The following is a 20,426-nucleotide window of genomic DNA, read 5'->3' as shown; positions in this document are numbered from 1 at the left end:
GAATGACATGACACAGGAACTTCATCTCGAGGGAAACACTCTCCCTCTCCAGGGCATACGCGTTCTGGAGCTAGGCAGCTTCATCGCTGCGCCCTTCGCGGCCCGCCTCTTTGGTGACTTCGGCGCTGAAGTCATCAAAATCGAGAAGCCCCAGGGTGGCGACGAGCTGCGCGACTGGCGCAAGACCCGCGGCACAACGTCCATGCTTTTCCGCACCATTGGCCGCAACAAGAAGTCGGTTGTTCTTGACCTGCGGTCCGAGACCGGCCGCGAAGCCGTCAAGAAGATCGCAGCCCAGTGCGACGTGGTAATCGAGAACTTCCGCCCCGGCACCCTCGAGAAGTGGGGTTTGGGCCCGGACGTCCTCCATGAACTCAACCCTGAGCTGGTGATGGTGCGGATCTCCGGCTACGGCCAGACCGGCCCCTACAAGAACCGCGCCGGTTTCGGCAGTTCTGCCGAGTCCTTTGCCGGGCTGCGCTACATCACCGGCGAACCAGACCGCCCCGCCGGCCGTGCGGCTGCCAGCATGGGTGACACCGTGGCTGGCCTTTACGGGGTTATCGGGGCCCTGATGCTGATGCTGCAGAAGGCCCGCGGCGTCCAGACAGCGGGCTCGCAGGTGGTCGACGTCGCCCTCTACGAAGGGGTCTTCAGCCTCCTCGAGTCACTCGTGCCCGACTATGACGCGTACGGCATGATCCGGCAACGCACCGGCGGCGCCCTGCCGGGCGTCGTGCCCACAGGCTCCTACCTCTGCCAGGACGACCTCGAGGTGGTGATCGGCGGGAACTCGAACTCCGTGTTCGTCCGCCTCATGCGAGCCATTGGCCGCGAGGACCTCGCCGAGGACGAAACCCTCCTGGCCACCGAGGCCCGGGGCGCCCGCGAGGAGGAGCTCAACGGCGCCATTTCGGCCTGGACCGGCAGCATGCCCCTCACCGAAGTGCTGGACAAGCTGGACGACGCCGGTGTGCCCGCCGGCCCGGTCTACGACGCCCCGAGCATCGCCGTCGACAAGCATTACCTGGCACGCGACATGATCCAGACCCACGAAGTGGTCATCGAGAAGGAGCCGGAGCTCATACGCTTCCCCGGCGTTGTGCCCAAGATCCCCGGCCACGAAGGCCGCGTCAAGTGGGTGGGCCCGGAACTGGGCGAGCACACCCAGGAGGTCCTGCAGGAGCTTGCCGGCATGGATGCTGCAGAAATCGCCGGCCTCGGAATGCAGGAGGTGGGCTAAATGAAGGTGGAAATCACCGACGTCTTCCTGCGCGACGGGCTTCAGGACGAAGCAGTTCTCGTCACAACAGCACACAAGCTGGAAATTGCCGAGGCTCTTATCGCAGCGGGATTGAAACGCATCGAGGCCGCTTCCTTTGTGAACCCGAAGCGGGTCCCGCAGATGGCCGACGCCGCCGAGGTCATCGCTGCGCTGCCGGTTGCCCCGGGTGTCACCTACACGAGCCTGGCCCTCAACGGCAGGGGCATTGAACGGGCCGTCGACGCCGGCGCGACTGACATCGCGGTGGTCACCTCCGCCAGCCAGGCCCACAGCAACGCGAACGCCGGGCAAGCCATCGAGGACGCGTTGGCAAGCCTCGCCTCCGCAGTGGCCAGGTTCCCCGGCACCCGCTTCGTCGCCGGCATCTCCACCGCCTTCACGTGTCCCTTCGAAGGCACCGTCGACCCCGAATACCTCCTGCGCGTGGTCCGCGCCTTCAAGGACATGGGCATTAACGACGTCGGACTGGCCGACACGCTGGGCACCACGCCCACCGAGCAGGTGTTGGCCAGCATGGAACACATACGCCAGGCAGAACCGGACCTCACCTACTACCTGCACCTCCACAACGCCCACGGCCAAGCCCTGGCTACCGCGAGCGCTGCGGTGGACACCGGCATCATCCGTTTCGACGCCGCCCTCGGCGGTTACGGCGGCTGTCCCTTTGCCCCGGGCGCCCACGGCAACATCGCCACCGAGGAACTCGTAAGGCACCTGCATGACGCCGGCCACGACACCGGCATTGACGAGACCCGCCTCGCGGAAGCGGTCCGCCTGGCCCGCGACGTCGTCACGAACTCCCCCGCGATCGGGCTGCTTGACCCTGCTCGATAAAAACGACCCAGCTACATATAGAAATTCCTACTCACAGTTTTGGAGACGACGATGTCTACAGGCCCACGCACCACGGAATTTGACAGCCACCCGGCGGGCGACTCCCTGGGCGATGCTGCCCCCGGTCCCGCCGGCGGCGTCGAACACCCGGTCGCCCGGACAGCGGGAACCCGTCCGGGCACCCATTACCCCGGCCGGCAGGGGTCCAAGATCGCCAGTGTTCCCGCCCCGCTCTACCTCGTCCTCGCAGGCCTGGTCCTGGCCGCTGCCATCACCGGCAATCTTCCGGACACGATGGTGGTGGGCTTCGCCACCACCATCCTGCTCGGCGGGCTCTTCATCTGGATCGGCAACCTCTTCCCGGTGGTGCGGGACTTCGGCCTCCCCACCATCCTGTGCACGTTTGTCCCGGCCACCCTGGTGTTCTTTGGCGTGATGCCGGAGAACATCGTCACGGTGGTGAAGAACTTCGTTGACGGCCAGGGCTTCCTGGACTTCTTCGTGGTGGGCATCATCGCCGGCTCAATCCTTGGCATGCCGCGGGCATTGCTGCTGAAGGCGGGACCGCGCTTCGCGGTCCCGCTGATCGGCTGCCTCATCGCCACGTTCGTCCTCATCGGGCTCCTCGGCACATTGACCGGCTTCGGATTCGTTGAAGGCATCCTGTTCATCGCCGCGCCCATCATGGCCGGCGGCCTGGGCGTCGGAGCCCTTCCCATGTCCAAGATGTACGCCTCGGCAACCGGCGGTGACTCTGCCGCATTCATGGGCGACCTGATGTCCGCCGTCGTGATGGCCAACGTGGTGTGCATCCTCATTGCCGGCATCTACAACGGCCTGGGCAAGCGCAAGAAGCAGCTCTTCGTCGGCTTCAACGGGCACGGCCAGCTGCTGCGGATTGCCGGCCGCTCGGACCAGCTGGCCCTGCCGCCCAAGCGTGATTCGTCCTCTTTCGTCGCCCTCGGCAAGGGCCTGCTGATCGCCGGGAGCCTCTTTGTCTTCGGAAATCTGATCGCCGCCTTCATCCCGGGGCTGCACCCCTACGCGTGGACCATCATCGCCGCCGCTGCGGTGAAGATCTTCAAGCTGCTCCCGCAGGATGTGGAGGATTCCACTGCAGACTGGGGAGACCTGATCGGCGCGGTGCTGGTTCCGGCCCTGCTGGTGGGTGTCAGCATCACCTACATCGACATGACCCAGGTCTTCGCATCCCTGAGCAATCCGCAGTTCGTGCTGCTCACCATCTGCACAGTCATCATCGCCACCCTGACCTCCGGGGCCCTGGGATGGCTGGTGAAGTTCAACTTCGTGGAGGCATCCATCACGCCGGGCCTGGTGATGGCCGACACCGGAGGCAGCGGCGACGTCTCAGTCCTGAGCGCAGCGAACCGCATGCATCTCATGCCGTTCGCAGCCCTCACCAACCGCCTCGGCGGAGCGCTCGTCCTCTTCGTGACGTCACTGATCGTGCCGTTCCTTACCTAACGAAGATCCCCACCCAACAACAGGGAAGACGACGGCGGCGCCCGCGTTCACTGCGGACGCCGCCGTCCTGATTCCCCTTTCCGTCCGACGGGCCTTGCCCGAACCTAGGAAAAAGAGAAAACACATGACGAGTACCAGCACAGAACTTCTGCCGGGCGAGGCGCCTGCGCTTCCGGACGAGGGCCACGTGGCAGCGATTGTGGCCGATGTGGTGGCAGAGCGCGCGGGCCATCTGTTCGGACTGATGGGCAACGGCAACGTCCACCTGATCAGCCGGCTGACCCGGAGCGGTTTTCCCTTCACCTCGGCGCGCCACGAGTCCGCCACCGTGGCCATGGCGGACGCGTACTACCGGGCAACCGGGAAAGTGGCAGCCGCAACCACCACTTACGGCGCCGGCTTCACGAACTCCTACACCACCTTGGCGGAGGCACGGATTGCCCGCATCCCGCTGGTTCTCGTGGTGGGAGACGGGCCCTCCACTGGACGCCGTCCCTTCGACATCGACCAGGCGAAGGCCGCTGAGGCAGCCGGAGTGGTGACGCTGGTGGCTGGTCCGGGCAACGCTGCCGCCATGACCCACCGGGCCTTCGACCTCGCGGTGCAAACCGTCCAGCCGGTGGTGCTGGCGATTCCCTACGACCTCGCCACCGCCCAGCCCTCTGACCCGGAATCTCTCGAACCGCTGCCGGCAAAGTCCGTCTGGCCCGCAGCTGCCGGCGACCTCGACCGGGTAGCTGGCTTCCTCGCCGCCGCCCGACGGCCGTTGATTCTGGCCGGACGCGGCGTGCTTCTGGCCGGTGCGACCGCCCCGCTAAAGGAAGTGGGAGACCGGCTGGGCGCACTTTTCATGACGTCGGTCATGGCAGCCAACGCCTTCAACAGCCCCTGGGACCTGGGCATCGCGGGCGGCTTCACCCGCCGCCACCGCCTCGACATCGCACGTCAGGCGGACCTCGTCCTGGTGGTCGGCGCCAGCCAGAACATCTTCCAGACCCGCTACGGAACGCTGTTTCCCGCCGACACCACCATCATCCGGATCGACAACGAGCCCGACACCGGAATCCCGGGATCCGCGGAGTACATCCGCGCGGACATCCGGCCCTTCATCGAAGGCATCCTCGAACGCCTCCCCACCGCCACCTCCACCTGGCGCGACCGCACCCCGGAGGTCGCGCAAGCGGACTTCCGCTCATCCCGTCCCAGCGAGGACCCCGCCGAGTTCGGCCCCGACGGACGGCTGAACCCGCGCGCCGTCGTCGCCGCCCTGGACCGGATCCTGCCGGCTGAACGCTCCGTGGTCATGGACGGCGGCCACTTCATCGGCTGGGCCCCCATGTACCTTTCGGTCCCGGACCCGCACGCCATGATCCTGGTGGGAACCGCCTTCCAGTCCATCGGCCTGGGCTTCGGCTCCGCCGCGGGAGTCTCGGTGGCCCGCCCCGACCGCACGACAGTCCTGGTCAGCGGTGACGGGGGCGGGCTGATGGGCCTGGCCGACTTCGAGACGTTCCTCCGGGCCACGCGCAAGGGCGTGGTGGTGGTACTCAACGACTCCGCCTACGGCGCGGAGCTGCACCAGTATGCCGTCAAGGGGCTGCACAACCAGGCGATGCTCATCGATGAAGTCGACTTCGCCGCCGTGGGCCGCGCGCTTGGCGCCCAGGGGATCAAGGCGCGCACCATGGCGGACCTGGAGAAACTTCAGGACTGGCTCGTCACGCATGAGGAAGGGGTCTTCGTGTTGGACGTTGCAATCTCGCAGAAAGTGGTGGCCGAATACATGACAGAGTCCGTCGCCGCGAAGGGATAGGCCACGTCATAGGCTGTCCACATGCCTTCTACAGACACCAACGGAAGCAACCGCACCCTCGAACGTGCCGCCGCCATCCTCGACGCCGTGGGTCGATCCGCCGTTTCAGCAAGCGAGCTGTCACGACGGACCGGCCTGTCGCTGTCCACGGCACACCGCCTGGCCCTGCAGATGGTTGACTACGGATTCCTGCGCCGCACGGAAACCAGCGCCTTCAGGCTTGGTGACCGGTTCGTCCGCTCCTCACTGGAAAATGCTGGCATGCCTGTCCTCCGGGAACTGCGCGACCACACCGGCGAGACGGCGCAGCTCTGGGTCCGGCGCAGTGATGAACGGGTGTGCCTTGTCAGTGCCGACAGCCGGCACGAACTCCGCGCCACCCTGCCTCCTGGCTCCAGGCTGCCCCTGCCGCAGGGGTCCAGCGGCCGTCTTCTCGCAGCCGAGGAGGACGCCCTGGCGGAGCTGGCCTCCACGGGTTGGGTTGAGTCTGTCGGGGCTCGGACACCGGGCTTGGGCTCCGTCAGCGCCCCGGTCCGGACCGACGAGGGGATTGTCGCGGCCGTCTGCCTGGCCATGCCCCTGGCCCGGGTGTCCGGGTCCCCGGGCCGGGACTTCGGCGAGCTGGTAGTCCGTGCTGCCGCCAGGATCGCCGAGGCGGTGGAACGGCAGACGTAGCGAAAGGCCGCCGGCGGCCCGTAGGCCGCCGGCGGCCCGTAGGCCGCCGGCGGCCCGTAGGCCGCCGGCGCCCGCAGGGTTCTAGGCCCCCTTGCTGACGAGAGGCCTGCGGACCGGAAGCAGCGGCGCAAAAAACTCCGCGAGCTCCTCGGTGGCAGTCAACGGCAGGACGTTGGCCACGTACTGGTCCGGGCGGACCACCACCACGACGCCGCCGCGGTCCAGGCCGCGCTGTACGAAAATGTCCGCGTTCTGATCGGTGGCGTAGACCTTCTCGTAGTCCGTGAGCCTGAAGGGCCCCACCTCGGGCTTGAATGCCGCGGGGACGGCGCCGATGTCGATGGCGGTGTGGGGCTGCTGGTAGATGACCTTCACATCAAACCAGGCATCGGCGTCGGACCCCTCAGGGGTGGCTGCGAGGGGTGAGTCCGGTGAAGTGGCGATCCACTCGGCAAACCGGTCGGTGGCCGAACCCGTGCGGGGCAGGGCACCGTCAGCGAAAACGTAGATCCGCCACCGTCCGTCGGCCCTCGCGTGGTGGCCAAGCTGCATGGGGTTGGTGTCGCCCACCCGCACCACGGGCGCAGACTTGAAGCGCTTGCCGATGGTGAAGCCGGTGGCCAGGCCCTGGTGCTCGGGGGCCCCAATCAGCATGGACGGCGCGTACTCGGTCATGAAACCGGCGGGGAACTCGGCAGTGCGGACGTAGAAGTCCTCGAGCTCCGAGGGGTCCTCGAACTCCTCGGGCTTCTTCGCCATGAGCGTGGACCACACCTTGTCGAACTCAATCAGGTCCTTCGCGACCACCTGACGCTCGGCCGAGTACGTGGACAGGAGGCTCTCCGGGCTGCGGCCCTCAAGCACATGCCCCAGCTTCCAGGCCAGGTTGAAGCCGTCCTGCATGGAGACGTTCATGCCCTGGCCGGCCTTGGCGCTGTGCGTGTGGCATGCGTCGCCGGTGATGAACACCCGCGGCGTCCGGGTGCCGCGCTGCTCCGGCAGGACGTCGTCGAACCGGTCCGTCAGGCGGTGTCCGACTTCATAGACGCTGTGCCAGGCGACGTTGCGGACATCCAGCGTGTACGGGTGGAGGATCGCGTTCGCCTTGGCGATGATCTCCTCGATAGTGGTGTTGCGCACGGCGCCCTTGTTCTCGGGGTCCACCTCGCCGAGGTCCACGTACATCCGGAAGAGGTAACCGCCTTCGCGCGGTATGAGCAGGATGCTGCCGCCGGAGCCTGACTGGATGGCGCACTTGGTGCGGATATCAGGGAAGTCCGTGACGGCGAGGGCATCCATGACGCCCCAGGCGTGGTTCGCCTGGTCGCCGGCGAGGTGGCAGCCGATCGACTCGCGCACCTTGCTGCGGGCGCCGTCCGCCCCGATGACGTACTTGGCCCGGACGATGCGTTCCTGGCCTTGGTTGGGGCCCGCGGTGTGCAGAAGCGTCACGGTGACGGGGTACTCCCCCTCGTCCGTGACTTCGAGGCTGCGGAACTCGAAGCCGTAGTCCGGAACCATCCGGGTGGGTGAATTTGCCATGACCTCGGCGAAGTAGTCCAGCACCCGGGCCTGGTTGACGATCAGGTGCGGGAACTCGCTGATGCCCATTTCGTCGTCCACGGCGCGGGCGGTCCGGATGATGCGGGAGTGGTCCTCAGGGTCCGGCTTCCAGAACGCCATCTCGGTGATGCGGTACGCCTCGGCGATGATCCGCTCGGCGAAGCCGAAGGCCTGGAAGGTCTCCACGCTCCGGGCCTGGATGCCGTCGGCCTGCCCGATGGCAAGCCTTCCGGGACGGCGCTCGACCATGCGTGTGGTGACGCCCGGGAACTGGGACAGCTGGGCGGCCGCGAGCATGCCGGCAGGTCCGGATCCCACGATGAGCACGTCGACTTCGTCGGGAAGTTCCGCGGGGCGGTTGATGCCGACGCCTGCCGGTGGTTGGATTCGCGGGTCACCGGATACGTAACCGTGGTGGTGGAACTGCACGGGCTTTCCTCACTTCGTTGTGGGCGGCTGTCGCTAAAAGGTTGTTCTATACCTGAACAGGAAATTCGATAATCGAATCAAAATGATTGCGTCAACTGTACGATAAATGTGATGCGGCCGACAACCCGCACTTTCCGAGCGGCGGAATTCCGCGCATTTGAGGGGTTGACCCACCCCAACGGATGCGCCATAGTCTTCGTATACGATTTCGTACTTGATGAGGAGACAGCTTTGGAGCACGTCAACGACGACACCCTGGCGGCAGCGCGAAAGGTGATCGCTGTCCATATCAATTACCCCAGCCGTGCGGCCCAGCGCGGCCGGACCCCTGCACAGCCCTCCTACTTCCTCAAGCCCTCGAGCTCGCTGGCGCTGAGCGGCCACCCGGTGGAACGCCCCGCGGGGTGCGAACTGCTCGGTTACGAAGGCGAGATCGCGCTGATCATCGGAAAGAGCGCACGGCGCGTCACGATCGACGACGCCTGGAGCCACGTCGCCGCGGTCACCGCCAGCAACGACCTCGGCGTCTACGACCTGCGCTCCGCGGACAAGGGATCCAACCTCCGGTCCAAGGGTGGCGACGGCTTCACGCCGTTGGGCCCGGCACTTCTCCCGGCAGACGCCGTCGACCCGGCCGGGCTGCGCATCCGCACCTGGCACAACGGCGACCTGGTGCAGGACGACACCACCGAGGACCTCCTCTTTCCCTTCGCACGGCTGGTGGCGGATCTGTCCCAGCTGCTCACCCTCGAAGAAGGGGACGTCATCCTCACGGGCACCCCCGCCGGGGCTTCCCGTCGCCGTGCCGGGGGACGTCCTCGAGGTGGAAGTCAGCACGACGGCGGCGGGCGCTGCCGGCGCGGAACTCACCACCGGCCGCCTGGTGACACGGGTGGAGGAAGGTACGACGCCGTTCGCCGGCTTCGGCGCACTGCCCCAGGTCGATGACCTGCAGCGGGAAGAGGCGTACGGGTCACGGGAAGCGGCGGGTCTTCCGGCCCAGGCAGCAGAAGCGCCGGTTTCCGTCCTGACGCCGGAACTGAAGGCGAAGCTCGAAAGCGTCTGCACGGCAACCCTGTCCTCCCAGCTGCGCAAGCGCGGCCTCAACAACGTCAGCATCGACGGCCTCGCCGCCACCCGGCCGGAAAAGAAAGTAGTGGGCCTGGCCCGGACCCTGCGCTACGTGCCCAACCGGGAGGACCTCTTCAAAACCCACGGCAGTGGCTTCAACGCCCAGAAGCGCGCCATCGACTCGGTCAATGAAGGCGAAATCCTGGTCATGGAAGCCCGCGGGGAGAAAGGCACCGGCACCATCGGCGACATCCTCGCCCTGCGGGCGCAGGTGCGCGGTGCCGCGGCCATCATCACCGACGGCGGCGTCCGCGACTTCTCCGCCGTCGCAGCGATGGACATGCCCACCTACTATTCCAACCCGCACCCGGCAGTGCTCGGACGCCGGCACATCCCGTGGGACACGGACATCACTATCGCCTGCGGTGGCACCACGGTGCAACCCGGGGACATCATCGTGGCCGACTCGGACGGAATCCTCGTGATCCCGCCGGCCCTGGCCGAGGAAGTGGCGGACGACTCCATCATCCAGGAGCGCGAAGAGGTCTTCATCGCCGAGATGGTGGAGCAGGGCCACAGCGTCGACGGGCTCTACCCGCTCAACGCTGAATGGCGCGCGAAGTATGAGGAATGGGAAGCAGGCAAAGATGACTGAAACGGCCACCGCGCCCGGCAACACCACGGACAGCACCACGGACAGCACCGCCGACGTCACGGCCGGCAGCACCGGCAGCAAGGCCGAACAGGCCTACCAGGCCGTCAAGGCACGGATTGTGGAAGGCACCTACACGCCCGGCTACCGGCTGGTCCTGGCCGCCATTGCCAAGGACCTCGGGGTCAGCGTGGTCCCTGTACGGGAAGCGATCCGCCGGCTTGAGGCCGAGGGCCTCGTGAAGTTCCAGCGCAACGTCGGGGCCACCGTCTCGGGCATCGATCCCACGGAGTACCTCTACACCATGCAGACGCTCAGCATTGTGGAAGGAGCGGCCACCGCGTTGTCCGCACCCCTGGTCGGTCCGGCGGACATCGCCCGGGCCCGCGCGGTGAACGCCGAGATGCGTGAGTGCCTCGAGCACTTCGACCCCGTCCGGTTCACCCGGCTCAACCAGGACTTCCACAGCGTCCTGTTCGAGCATTGCCCCAACCCGCACATCCTGGACCTGGTCCACCGCGGCTGGAACCGGCTGGCATCCCTGCGGTCCTCCACGTTCCGCTTTGTCCCCGGCCGGGCCCGTTCGTCCGTTGATGAACATGAGAACCTGCTCAGGCTCATCGAAACAGGCGCCGACGCCGACACGATCGAAAAGGCGGCGCGGCTCCACCGCTCCGCCACCCTGGACGCCTACCTCGCCCAGGCCACCTCCAAAGACCCCAACGCCTAAGACCCCCAATGCCCGAGACCACAGTTAGGACCTCAACGATGACGACCCCTGTAGAAACCGCAGCAACGCATTACGTCCCGGAGAACCTGCCCACCCACATCCAGCACTACATCAACGGCGAATTCGTTGACTCCGTGGGCGGCAAGACCTTCGATGTCCTGGACCCGGTCTCCAACACCAACTACGCCACCGCCGCCGCGGGCCAGAAGGAAGACGTCGACCTCGCTGTCGCCGCCGCCCGCGAAGCGTTCGTCAACGGCCCGTGGCCGAAAATGAAGCCCCGCGAACGCGCCCGCATCCTGAACAGGATCGCTGACGCCGTCGAAGCCCAGGAGGCGCGGCTGGCCGAGCTGGAAACCTTCGACACCGGGCTGCCCATCACCCAGGCCAAGGGCCAGGCGCTCCGGGCGGCTGAGAACTTCCGCTTCTTCGCGGACCTGATCGTGGCGCAGTTCGACGACGCCATGAAGGTCCCCGGCTCGCAAATCAACTACGTGAACCGCAAGCCGATCGGCGTCGCGGGCCTGATCACACCGTGGAACACCCCGTTCATGCTGGAGTCGTGGAAGCTCGCACCGGCACTGGCTACGGGCAACACCGTGGTCCTGAAGCCCGCCGAGTTCACCCCGCTGTCCGCCTCGCTGTGGGCCACCATCTTCAAGGAAGCCGGCCTGCCCGACGGCGTGTTCAACCTGGTCAACGGCCTCGGCGAGGAAGCCGGCGACGCACTGGTGAAGCACCCCGACGTCCCGCTGATCTCCTTCACCGGCGAGACCACCACGGGCCAGACCATCTTCCGCAACGCGGCCGCCAACCTCAAGGGCCTCTCCATGGAGCTCGGCGGCAAGTCCCCCTGCGTCGTCTTTGCCGACGCCGACCTGGACGCCGCCATCGACTCCGCACTGTTCGGCGTCTTCTCCCTCAACGGCGAGCGCTGCACGGCCGGTTCCCGCATCCTGGTGGAACGCGCCATCTACGACGAGTTCTGCGAGAAGTACGCCGCCCGCGCCAAGAACATCGTGGTGGGCGACCCCCACGATCCCAAGACCCAGGTGGGCGCCCTCGTCCACCCGGAGCACTACGAAAAGGTGGCCTCCTACGTGGAGATCGGCAAGTCCGAAGGCCGGCTGCTGGCCGGCGGCGGCCGGCCGGAAGGCCTTCCGGACGGCAACTACATCGCCCCCACGGTGTTTGCCGACGTCGCTCCTGACGCCCGGATCTTCCAGGAGGAGATCTTCGGTCCCGTCGTGGCCATCACCCCGTTCGAGAACGACGACGAGGCCCTCGCCCTGGCGAACAACACCAAGTACGGCCTGGCGGCCTACATCTGGACGCAGAACCTGACCCGAGCGCACAACTTCTCACAGAACGTCGAAGCCGGCATGGTGTGGCTCAACAGCCACAACGTCCGCGACCTGCGCACCCCTTTCGGCGGCGTGAAGGCGTCCGGCCTGGGCCACGAGGGCGGGTACCGCTCCATCGACTTCTACACCGACCAGCAGGCCGTGCACATCACGCTCGGCAGTGTCCACACCCCGAAGTTCGGCAGCATCGAAGCCGCTGCCGCCAACGAAGGCTGAGCGCCAACCAGGCGCGAGCCGCCCAACTAGCTCGCATTTGTTGTCGTTTTGAGGCTTCAAAACGACACCTACTGCGAGTCAGTTGGGTTCCCACAGACCCCCTTTCAAAGAAGAGAGAACACGATGACCAACTTCGTTCCCACCCCCACCGTCCCGGCACCGGACATTGTCCGCTGCGCCTACATGGAAATCGTGGTCACTGACCTCGCCAAGTCGCGCGAGTTCTATGTGGACGTCCTGGGCCTGCACGTCACCGAGGAGGACGAGAACAACATCTACCTCCGCTCCCTCGAGGAGTTCATCCACCACAATCTGGTGCTGCGCAAGGGCCCCATCGCCGCGGTGGCTGCCTTCGCCTACCGGGTGAAGTCCCCGGCCGAGGTGGACGCCGCCGAGGCCTACTACAAGGAACTGGGCTGCCGCACCGAACGCCGCAGGGACGGCTTCACCAAGGGCATCGGCGACTCCGTCCGCGTCGAGGACCCGCTCGGCTTCCCCTACGAGTTCTTCTACGACGTGGAGCACGTGGAGCGCCTCACCCAGCGCTACGACCTCTACTCCGCCGGTGAGCTGGTCCGCCTCGACCACTTCAACCAGGTCACCCCGGACGTCCCGCGCGGCCGTGCCTACTTGGAGGACCTCGGCTTCCGCGTCTCGGAGGACATCAAGGACGCCGACGGCGTCACGTACGCCGCCTGGATGCACCGCAAGCAGACGGTGCATGACACCGCCCTCACCGGCGGCAACGGCCCGCGCATGCACCACGTCGCCTTCGCCACGCACGAGAAGCACAACATCATCCAGATCTGCGACAAGATGGGCGCCCTGCGCATCAGCGACCGGATCGAGCGTGGTCCCGGCCGCCACGGTGTCTCCAACGCGTTCTACCTTTACATCCTGGACCCGGACGGCCACCGCATCGAGATCTACACCCAGGACTACTACACCGGCGACCCGGACAACCCCACCATCACCTGGGACGTCCATGACAACCAGCGCCGGGACTGGTGGGGCAACCCCGTGGTCCCGTCCTGGTACACCGAGGCCTCCCTGGTCCTGGACCTCGACGGCAACCCCCAGCCGGTCATCGTCCGCGAGGAAAAGAGCGAAATGGCAGTCACCGTCGGCGCCGACGGCTTCTCCTACACCCGCAAGCCGGAGGGCGAAGAAAACGGCTCCGCCGGCGAAAAGACAGGGTTCAAGCTGGGAGCGCAGCTGTAGCCATGCTGGATGCCACGACGATTGAGGCCATTGCGGATGAACTGGTGGAAGCCGGCCGGAACCGTACCCCTGTTCCCCGCCTGACGGCCCGCTACCCGGACATGACGGTGGAGGACTCCTACGCCGTCCAGCAGCTGTGGCGCCGCCGCAACGAGGAAGCCGGCCGGACCCTGGTGGGGCGCAAGATCGGCCTCACGTCCAAGGCCATGCAGGCAGCCACAGGAATCACTGAACCGGACTACGGCGCCATCTTCGATGACATGGTGCTGGAGACCGGCTGCTCCGTGGAGTGGGACAAGTACACCCACCCGCGGGTGGAGGTGGAGCTGGCGTTCGTCCTCAAGGACGGGCTTAAGGGCCCCGGCTGCACTATCTTCGACGTCCTGAAGGCCACCGACTACGTGGTTCCGGCCCTCGAGATCCTGGATTCGAGGATCGAGATGGAGGGCAGGACCATCGTGGACACCATCTCGGACAACGCGGCGATGGGTGCCATGGTTGTGGGCGGCAACCCGGTGAAGCCGGACGCCGTCGACCTCCGCTGGGTGTCCGCCATCCTGTACAAGAACCAGACGGTGGAAGAGACCGGCGTGGCGGCCGGCGTCCTGGACCACCCGGCCAACGGCGTCCATTGGCTGGCCAACAAGATCGCCGCCCACGGGGACTCTTTGAAGGCCGGGGACATCATCCTGGCCGGCTCCTTCACCCGCCCGCTCTGGGTCTTCAAGGGTGACACCGTGCACGCCGACTACGGCCCGCTGGGAGCTGTGACATGCCGCTTCGAGTAGAAGACACCTTCCGCGACGCCCTTCGCAGTGAACACGGCGAGGCCGGTCGGGCGCTGGCAGGAATGTGGGTGTGCTCCGGCAGCCCGCTCATCGCCGAACTCTGCGCGGGATCCGGCCTGGACTGGTTGCTGGTGGACGCCGAGCACAGCCCGAACGGGCTCGAGTCCATCCTGTCCCAGCTTCAGGCCGTCAACGGCTACCCGGTCCACACGATGGTCCGGCCGCCCGTGAACGACACCGTGGTGATCAAGCAGTACCTGGACCTGGGCGTGCAGAACCTGCTCATTCCCATGGTGAACTCCGTGGCGGAGGCGGAAGCTGCGGTGGCGGCCACCCGTTACCCGCCCGAGGGCGTCCGCGGCGTCGGCTCGGCCCTGGCCCGGGCCGCGCGCTGGAACCGGGTGCCGGACTACCTGGTCCGCGCCGGCGAGACCGTCAGCGTCACGGTGCAGATCGAATCCACCGCGGCTGTCGAGGCCGTGGAGGACATTCTCAAGGTGGACGGCGTGGATGCCGTCTTCATCGGCCCGTCCGATCTCGCCGCCTCCATGGGCCTGCTGGGCCAGCAGGAACACCCGGACGTACGCGCCGCCGTCGAGCACTGCCTTTCCGCCGCAGAAGCGGCCGGAAAACCTGCCGGCGTCAACGCCTTCAATCCCGCCACGGCACAGCATTACCTCGCCAACGGCGCCGGCTTCATCCTGGTGGGGGCCGACGTCGCCCTCCTCGCACGAGGCTCCGAAGCCCTCGCCGCGCAATTCATCCGGCCTGCCGACGGCGGCACCCCGGCCAGCTACTGACACTTCCTAAGGACTTCCCGATGACAGTTACCTCTGGGCTTTTCCCTGCCATTTTGCCGGAACGTGAGGCTTCCCTCCTCGCATCCGTTCCCACTGGCCTGCTGATTGGCGGGCAGTGGCGGGACGCGTCCGACGGCGGCAGCTTTGACGTGAACGACCCCGCCACCGGGGAGGTGCTCGCCACCCTCGCCTCGGCCACCAGCGAGGACGCCGTGGCGGCGCTGGACGCGGCCGATGCGGTCCAGGCCTCCTGGGCGCGGACGGCACCGCGGGTACGGGCCGAAATTCTCCGCCGTGCCTTTGACCTGGTCGCCGCACGCACCGAAGACTTTGCGCTGCTAATGACCCTGGAGATGGGCAAGCCGCTGGCCGAAGCCCGCGGCGAGGTGGCCTACGGGGCCGAATTCCTGCGCTGGTTCGCGGAGGAAACGGTCCGCGACTACGGCCGCTACCTCACCACGCCCGAGGGCAAGAACAGGATCCTCGTCCAGCACAAACCCGTCGGGCCCTGCCTGCTGATCACGCCGTGGAACTTCCCGCTGGCGATGGCCACCCGCAAGGTCGCCCCCGCCGTGGCGGCAGGGTGCACCATGGTCCTCAAGCCCGCCAAGCTCACCCCACTCACCGCCCAGTACTTCGCGCAGACCATGCTCGATGCCGGCCTGCCTGCCGGGGTGCTGAACGTCGTGTCCTCGTCTTCAGCTTCCGGGGTTTCCGGGCCGCTGCTGGCCGACCCGCGCCTGCGGAAGGTCTCCTTCACCGGTTCCACTCCCGTCGGCAAGCGGCTCATCGCGGACGCCGCGCAGAACGTGCTGCGGACCTCCATGGAGCTCGGCGGAAATGCCCCGTTCATCGTGTTCGACGACGCCGACCTCGATGCCGCCGTCGAGGGGGCCATGGCCGCCAAGATGCGGAACATGGGCGAGGCCTGCACCGCGGCCAACCGGTTCCTGGTCCAGGACTCCGTCGCGGCCGACTTCACAGCCAGGTTCGCCGCCGCGATGGGTGCCCTGGCCACCGGGCGCGGCACCGACCCGGCCACCCAGGTGGGTCCGCTGATCGGCGCGGCCGCCCGTGACGACGTCCACGCCCTGGTGGCCGCCGCGGTTGACGCCGGAGCCACTATCCTCACCGGAGGCGCGCCCGTGGACGGACCCGGCTACTTCTACCAGCCCACGGTGCTGGGCAACGTGCCGAACGACGCCGCGATCCTGGGCCAGGAGATCTTCGGGCCGGTGGCACCCGTGACCACCTTCGCCACCGAGGAAGAGGCCATCCGGCTGGCCAACGCCACCGAGTACGGCCTGGCCTCCTACATCTACAGCAAGGACTTCAACCGGCTGTTGCGGGTGGCCGAACAGATTGAATTCGGCATGGTCGGGTTCAACGCCGGCATCATCTCCAACGCCGCCGCACCGTTCGGCGGAGTGAAGCAGTCCGGGCTCGGCCGCGAAGGCGGCTCCGAGGGCATCGCCGAATACACCACCACCCAATACATCGGCATCGCCGACCCCTACGCATCCTGAGTTTTCGTTACCATCCATCACTCCGACGGCGGGCCACACTGATGTGGCCACGGGAAAAGAGACACCATGAGCGCTCTGTCGCACGAACATCGCAATTCTGCGCGGGAAAACCGCCGGGTCGCGTTTGCCACCATCATCGGAACCACCATCGAGTGGTACGACTTCTTCATTTACGCCAATGCCGCCGGCCTGGTGTTCGCCAAGCTCTTCTTCGAACCGGCGGGCAACGACATCGCGCTGCTGATCTCGTTCGCGTCGGTGGGCCTGAGCTTCCTGTTCCGGCCCCTTGGAGCGTTCCTGGCCGGACACTTCGGTGACCGGCTGGGGCGGAGGGCCATGCTGGTCCTCACGCTTATCCTGATGGGTGCCGCAACCACCTTGATCGGCGTCCTGCCCACTTACGAGACCGCCGGCCTTGCCGCTCCCGTCCTGTTGCTGCTGCTGCGCATCCTGCAGGGCATTTCGGCAGGCGGTGAATGGGGCGGGGCCGTCCTCATGGCCGTGGAACACGCAACCCGCTCCCGGCGGGGCCTGTTCGGCTCCTTTCCGCAGCTCGGAGTCCCCCTGGGCATGCTCCTTGCCTCCGGCGTCCTCAGCCTGATGTCCGGCGTGGTCTCTCCCGGGGAGGCATTTGTGGAGTGGGGCTGGCGTGTGCCGTTCCTGCTCAGCTTCGTCCTGATCATCGTGGGTTTCATCGTCCGCCGGAGTGTGGAGGAGAGCCCCGTCTTTGCCGAAATCGCCACCCGGAAGCAGCAGACCCGCGTTCCGATTGTGGAGCTGTTCAAGAAGCACTGGCTGCTCGTGATCCTTGCGGCCCTGGTCTTCGCAGGCAACAACGCCGCCGGCTACATGACCACCGGCGGCTACATCCTCAGCTACGCCACCGCACCCAAGGGACTCGCCATGGACCGCACGCAGGTGCTCCTGGCCGTGACGGTCTCCGCCGCGCTTTGGTTCGTCTTTACGCTGATCTCCGGCTACCTCGCCGACAGCCTTGGCCGCAAGAAGACCTACCTCATCGGCTATGCCTGCCTGATTGTCACGTTCTTCCCGCTGTTCTGGCTCATCAACACCGGCAACATCTGGGCCATGCTTCTGGGCCTGTCGCTGTTCAGTGTCGGCCTGGGCCTGACCTACGGGCCGCAGGCGGCCCTCTACAGTGAGCTGTTCCCGGCGTCCGTCCGGTTCTCCGGGGTTGCCATCTCCTACGCCCTGGGCGCCATCATCGGCGGCGCCTTCGCTCCAACGATCGCCACCGCGCTGGTGCAGGCCACAGGGACCACGACGTCCGTTTCCGTGTACCTGCTCGTCATGGCTCTCATCTCGACGGGAGCGGTCCTGGTCATTCGGGAACGCCGGGGCATCGATCTGGGCATTGGAAACCAGGCCGAGCAGGAAGTCGGTGCCACGGTCTTTGACAAACGGCGCGGGCAGGATTCTGCCGGGGCCAAGGCGGCAACCAGCGTCTGACCGGCGCCTGACCGCAAGCATGCCCGCCGGCTGGCCGGGGCCCACCTCTCATGGTGTGCCCCGGCCAGCCTTTTCCACGTTCAGCCGCTACTTCTCAGCTGAGGGTTCGTGCGCGCCCAGCCTCATGATGCCTGCGATTCCTCGTCCCCGAGATCCTCATGGGTGAGCAGCAGGGCCGTTCCTTGGTAGGCCGGCAACTCCAGGAAGAAACTGTGGAGGTCGTCCACCTGCCCGATTTCAGCGCCGCTGAACAGATCGTGCACGCTCGCACCAGGCAGCAGATGGCTTGACTGGATGCTGCCGGCGACGTCCTGGTCCGAGAAGTTCAGCACCGTGACCTGGAGTGCGCCGCTGCCCAGGCGCATGCACAGCACCAGCAGGCCGCGGTGCGAAACATCCGGCACATCCAGCAGCGTGCCGGTGGCGATGCCGTTCTCTTCCCTTACGGTGAGGATCCGCTGAAGCCTCCGGGCGAACGAGTCCGGGTTCTGCAGCTGCTCGGGGAGCGGCCCGTACAGGCTACGGGCTCTCGGCATGCCGGAGGAGGAGGTTTCGGCGTCCGGACTGGTGCCCATGATGTCGTGTGCCCCCCGGTTGATCCAGCGGGTGTCACCCTGGGCGGTAAGTTCTGCGACACTCTTACGGTCGAGTGCCGTTATGCCGGCCAGATCCCAGCCGGAAAGCGCGAAAACTCCGGGCTGGAGGGCGTTGTACATGGACATGAGGATGTGTACATCCTGGATTCGCGCCTCCTCTTCCGGTGTTATCGCGTCCGGTTCCCGGATTCCCAGCGCTGCCATGATGAAGCTCACCGTTGTGCAGGCGATGCCGTTGGTGGTGAACAGCGCGTTGTACGGCGCGTTCTCCCCGGTCAGGCGCTCCTGCATAGTGCGTTGAACGTGCTCGGCGAGCTGCGCCCCGGTCAGTTCCTGGCCGCCCAGCTCAAACACCTCGTCCCTGTGCCCGGCGGCGAAGTGCATCAGTTCGTAGGTGAGTTCGTCATGATTCTGCAGCGCGTGAACCAGCGAGGCCTGATCCACGCCGATCTCCATCGAGAGGCGGAGCGTCAGGCGCAGGAACTCCGTGTCGGCGGTGACCACGGCGTAGTGATACGCAGGCCGGGTGATGAAGTCGTAGGAAAGGTCAGGGCCAGCTTCCGAGGTCGCCTTGATGTCGTCGATGGTCAGGTTCAGCTCCTGGAACGAGAACCCGCCCACCTTGCGGATCATGGAACCAATGAGCTGGTTGGCAGCTTCAGAGAGCGGATGCCCCTCAGACCAGCCGGGCTCTTCTTCAGCGCTCTTCTCCACTCCGAGGAAGCCGTTCGCATCCAGCCGGAGTGCGCCGGTGCCGAGGTCCACCAAGGAATGCAAAGCGTCGCCGACCACAAGGCGCATCCCGGCGAACGTGGGATCCAGCCAGTTGATGGACGGCTGGCCTGCTTTGAAGTAGTGGAGGTAGACCCAGCGGCGGGTCTTTCCCGTGGTGTCCACGACGGGCCGGGTGGCGCTCCAGTTGGTTTCCTTGACGCCGGGCTCGTAGAAGATGACCCGCTGCAGCCGGCCAATGATGTACCCGGCTTTTTGCAATGCCTGTTCGGAGTCAGGACTCAGGTTCACCGAGTCCTGCCCTTCGGGCACATCCGGCAACAGGTGCCAGTCCTCCTCCGGGATATCCACCATGTGATAGATCCCCGGGTAGTCCCTGAAGTTCATCTCGGCGAGGCGGAAGTCGGCTCCCTTGCCGGTGTGGCCGGGAACGATGTCGTCAATAATCGTTCCGCCGTGCTCCGCGGCGACTTCACACATCCGGCGGAACTCGTCCTCGGTGCCAAAGGCCGGATCGATCGCCATGCTGATCCTGTCGAAGTGCCCGTCCACGCTCGGCGTCTGGGACCAGCCGCTGATGCCGCCTGCCAGCTTCACGGGTCCCGTGTGGATCGCACGGATGCCTATTTCCCGGAAGGCTTCCCACATGCCCGGGTCACCCAGAGCGGAAAGGAAGGACTGGTTGGACCTGGTGATGAAGGACAAGGGGTAGGCGGTGAACCACACCGGTGCGCGTTCGACGGCTGCCCTGGGGTTCGGATGCGCGTAGGAGTTCTGCCACATGCTGGCTTGCCCCGAGAGTTGCCGGGCCAGCACGTTGGCGTCTCCGAGCATCGCCTGGTTCCGCAGCCATTCCACGTAGGCCGCATTGCGTCCGTCGAATTCGAAGGACGGCCTGGTGGCAAGGTACTGCCGCCGGCGTGCTATCGGCCGCAGCGCCTTGGGGCGGGCGGGATAAAACTGCTCGTCGTAACTGATGTCCGCGTCCACCGCTGGTTCAGCGGCTGCCGAAGCCGTCTTCCCGTCTCCGTCGGCAGCTGCCTCGGACCCTGCAATGCTCTCGCTGATACTGTCTTTCCTCACCAATTCCCCTTCCACAAGCTTTCTTCGGTGCCGCCGGTGCCCATAAATCCTTGGCTCACTGGGCACGTACCCCCGAACGACGTGAGCATTCGC

General features: G+C 66.3%; 14 protein-coding genes and 1 pseudogene. 13 read left to right on the top strand and 2 right to left on the bottom strand.

What is annotated here, in order from left to right; genetic code table 11:
- Positions 1 to 7 precede the first annotated feature (7 nt).
- From QFZ65_RS02930 to QFZ65_RS02910, 5 genes are all read left to right on the top strand, one after another.
- The gene (locus QFZ65_RS02930) at positions 8 to 1,243 is read left to right on the top strand and encodes a CaiB/BaiF CoA-transferase family protein (protein ID WP_306908077.1); all 1,236 of its coding nucleotides are present in this window, start codon (positions 8 to 10) and stop codon (positions 1,241 to 1,243) included.
- Entirely contained in the window at positions 1,244 to 2,119 is an 876-nt protein-coding gene (locus QFZ65_RS02925; protein ID WP_306908076.1) for a hydroxymethylglutaryl-CoA lyase, read from the top strand.
- 51 nt (positions 2,120 to 2,170) lie between these two features.
- Entirely contained in the window at positions 2,171 to 3,604 is a 1,434-nt protein-coding gene (locus QFZ65_RS02920; protein WP_306908075.1) for a 2-hydroxycarboxylate transporter family protein, read from the top strand.
- Positions 3,605 to 3,728: 124 nt separating this feature from the next.
- A complete protein-coding gene (locus QFZ65_RS02915; protein ID WP_306908074.1) occupies positions 3,729 to 5,417 on the top strand; it encodes a thiamine pyrophosphate-binding protein in 1,689 nt (562 codons plus the stop codon).
- 21 nt (positions 5,418 to 5,438) lie between these two features.
- Complete coding sequence (locus QFZ65_RS02910) at positions 5,439 to 6,092, top strand: IclR family transcriptional regulator (RefSeq protein ID WP_306908073.1); 654 nt, start codon at positions 5,439 to 5,441, stop codon at positions 6,090 to 6,092.
- Positions 6,093 to 6,173: 81 nt separating this feature from the next.
- On the opposite strand, the gene QFZ65_RS02905 is transcribed toward QFZ65_RS02910, so the two are convergent.
- A complete protein-coding gene (locus tag QFZ65_RS02905; protein WP_306908072.1) occupies positions 6,174 to 8,084 on the bottom strand; it encodes an FAD-binding monooxygenase in 1,911 nt (636 codons plus the stop codon).
- A gap of 231 nt (positions 8,085 to 8,315) precedes the next feature.
- On the opposite strand from QFZ65_RS02905, the pseudogene QFZ65_RS02900 reads away from it, so the two are divergent.
- From QFZ65_RS02900 to QFZ65_RS02865, 8 genes and pseudogenes are all read left to right on the top strand, one after another.
- Positions 8,316 to 9,810: pseudogene (locus tag QFZ65_RS02900) on the top strand (fumarylacetoacetate hydrolase family protein).
- Entirely contained in the window at positions 9,803 to 10,537 is a 735-nt protein-coding gene (locus QFZ65_RS02895) for a GntR family transcriptional regulator (RefSeq protein ID WP_306908071.1), read from the top strand. Before QFZ65_RS02900 ends, QFZ65_RS02895 begins: the two are co-directional and overlap by 8 nt.
- Positions 10,538 to 10,575: 38 nt before the next feature.
- Positions 10,576 to 12,117 (top strand): 5-carboxymethyl-2-hydroxymuconate semialdehyde dehydrogenase, encoded by a 1,542-nt coding sequence (gene hpaE, locus QFZ65_RS02890; RefSeq protein ID WP_306908070.1) that lies wholly within the window; start codon positions 10,576 to 10,578, stop codon positions 12,115 to 12,117.
- A 123-nt stretch (positions 12,118 to 12,240) separates the two neighbouring features.
- Positions 12,241 to 13,338, top strand: a complete 1,098-nt coding sequence (gene hpaD, locus QFZ65_RS02885; protein ID WP_306908069.1) for a 3,4-dihydroxyphenylacetate 2,3-dioxygenase — start codon at positions 12,241 to 12,243, stop codon at positions 13,336 to 13,338.
- 2 nt (positions 13,339 to 13,340) lie between these two features.
- Entirely contained in the window at positions 13,341 to 14,126 is a 786-nt protein-coding gene (gene hpaH, locus QFZ65_RS02880; RefSeq protein WP_306908068.1) for a 2-oxo-hept-4-ene-1,7-dioate hydratase, read from the top strand.
- The gene (locus QFZ65_RS02875; protein ID WP_306908067.1) at positions 14,111 to 14,926 is read left to right on the top strand and encodes an HpcH/HpaI aldolase/citrate lyase family protein; all 816 of its coding nucleotides are present in this window, start codon (positions 14,111 to 14,113) and stop codon (positions 14,924 to 14,926) included. The genes hpaH and QFZ65_RS02875 overlap by 16 nt, the downstream gene beginning before the upstream one ends.
- A 20-nt stretch (positions 14,927 to 14,946) precedes the next feature.
- Positions 14,947 to 16,452: an NAD-dependent succinate-semialdehyde dehydrogenase gene (locus QFZ65_RS02870; protein WP_306908066.1), complete on the top strand. Its 1,506-nt coding sequence runs from the start codon at positions 14,947 to 14,949 to the stop codon at positions 16,450 to 16,452.
- 66 nt (positions 16,453 to 16,518) lie between these two features.
- On the top strand, positions 16,519 to 17,922 hold the full coding sequence (locus QFZ65_RS02865; protein WP_306908065.1) for an MFS transporter: 1,404 nt from the start codon (positions 16,519 to 16,521) through the stop codon (positions 17,920 to 17,922).
- Positions 17,923 to 18,044: 122 nt separating this feature from the next.
- Here QFZ65_RS02865 and treS read toward each other — a convergent pair whose 3' ends face one another.
- Positions 18,045 to 20,306, bottom strand: coding sequence for a maltose alpha-D-glucosyltransferase (gene treS, locus QFZ65_RS02860; protein WP_373427627.1), 2,262 nt, complete (start codon positions 20,304 to 20,306; stop codon positions 18,045 to 18,047).
- Between the last annotated feature and the right edge of the window lie 120 nt (positions 20,307 to 20,426).

The organism is Arthrobacter sp. B3I9 (assembly GCF_030816935.1).
Lineage (GTDB): Bacteria > Actinomycetota > Actinomycetes > Actinomycetales > Micrococcaceae > Arthrobacter.
This window is presented reverse-complemented; position numbering and strand designations above follow the sequence as displayed.

Excerpts from the sequence above, each read along its gene's own strand:
- QFZ65_RS02865 (WP_306908065.1), top strand. The coding sequence starts at position 16,519 with ATGAGCGCTCTGTCGCACGAACATCGCAATTCTGCGCGGGAAAACCGC.
- QFZ65_RS02870 (WP_306908066.1), top strand. The coding sequence starts at position 14,947 with ATGACAGTTACCTCTGGGCTTTTCCCTGCCATTTTGCCGGAACGTGAG.
- QFZ65_RS02910 (WP_306908073.1), top strand. The coding sequence starts at position 5,439 with ATGCCTTCTACAGACACCAACGGAAGCAACCGCACCCTCGAACGTGCC.
- hpaD (WP_306908069.1), top strand. The coding sequence starts at position 12,241 with ATGACCAACTTCGTTCCCACCCCCACCGTCCCGGCACCGGACATTGTC.
- QFZ65_RS02920 (WP_306908075.1), top strand. The coding sequence starts at position 2,171 with ATGTCTACAGGCCCACGCACCACGGAATTTGACAGCCACCCGGCGGGC.
- hpaE (WP_306908070.1), top strand. The coding sequence starts at position 10,576 with ATGACGACCCCTGTAGAAACCGCAGCAACGCATTACGTCCCGGAGAAC.
- QFZ65_RS02930 (WP_306908077.1), top strand. The coding sequence starts at position 8 with ATGACACAGGAACTTCATCTCGAGGGAAACACTCTCCCTCTCCAGGGC.
- QFZ65_RS02925 (WP_306908076.1), top strand. The coding sequence starts at position 1,244 with ATGAAGGTGGAAATCACCGACGTCTTCCTGCGCGACGGGCTTCAGGAC.
- QFZ65_RS02875 (WP_306908067.1), top strand. The coding sequence starts at position 14,111 with ATGCCGCTTCGAGTAGAAGACACCTTCCGCGACGCCCTTCGCAGTGAA.
- hpaH (WP_306908068.1), top strand. The coding sequence starts at position 13,341 with ATGCTGGATGCCACGACGATTGAGGCCATTGCGGATGAACTGGTGGAA.
- QFZ65_RS02895 (WP_306908071.1), top strand. The coding sequence starts at position 9,803 with ATGACTGAAACGGCCACCGCGCCCGGCAACACCACGGACAGCACCACG.
- QFZ65_RS02915 (WP_306908074.1), top strand. The coding sequence starts at position 3,729 with ATGACGAGTACCAGCACAGAACTTCTGCCGGGCGAGGCGCCTGCGCTT.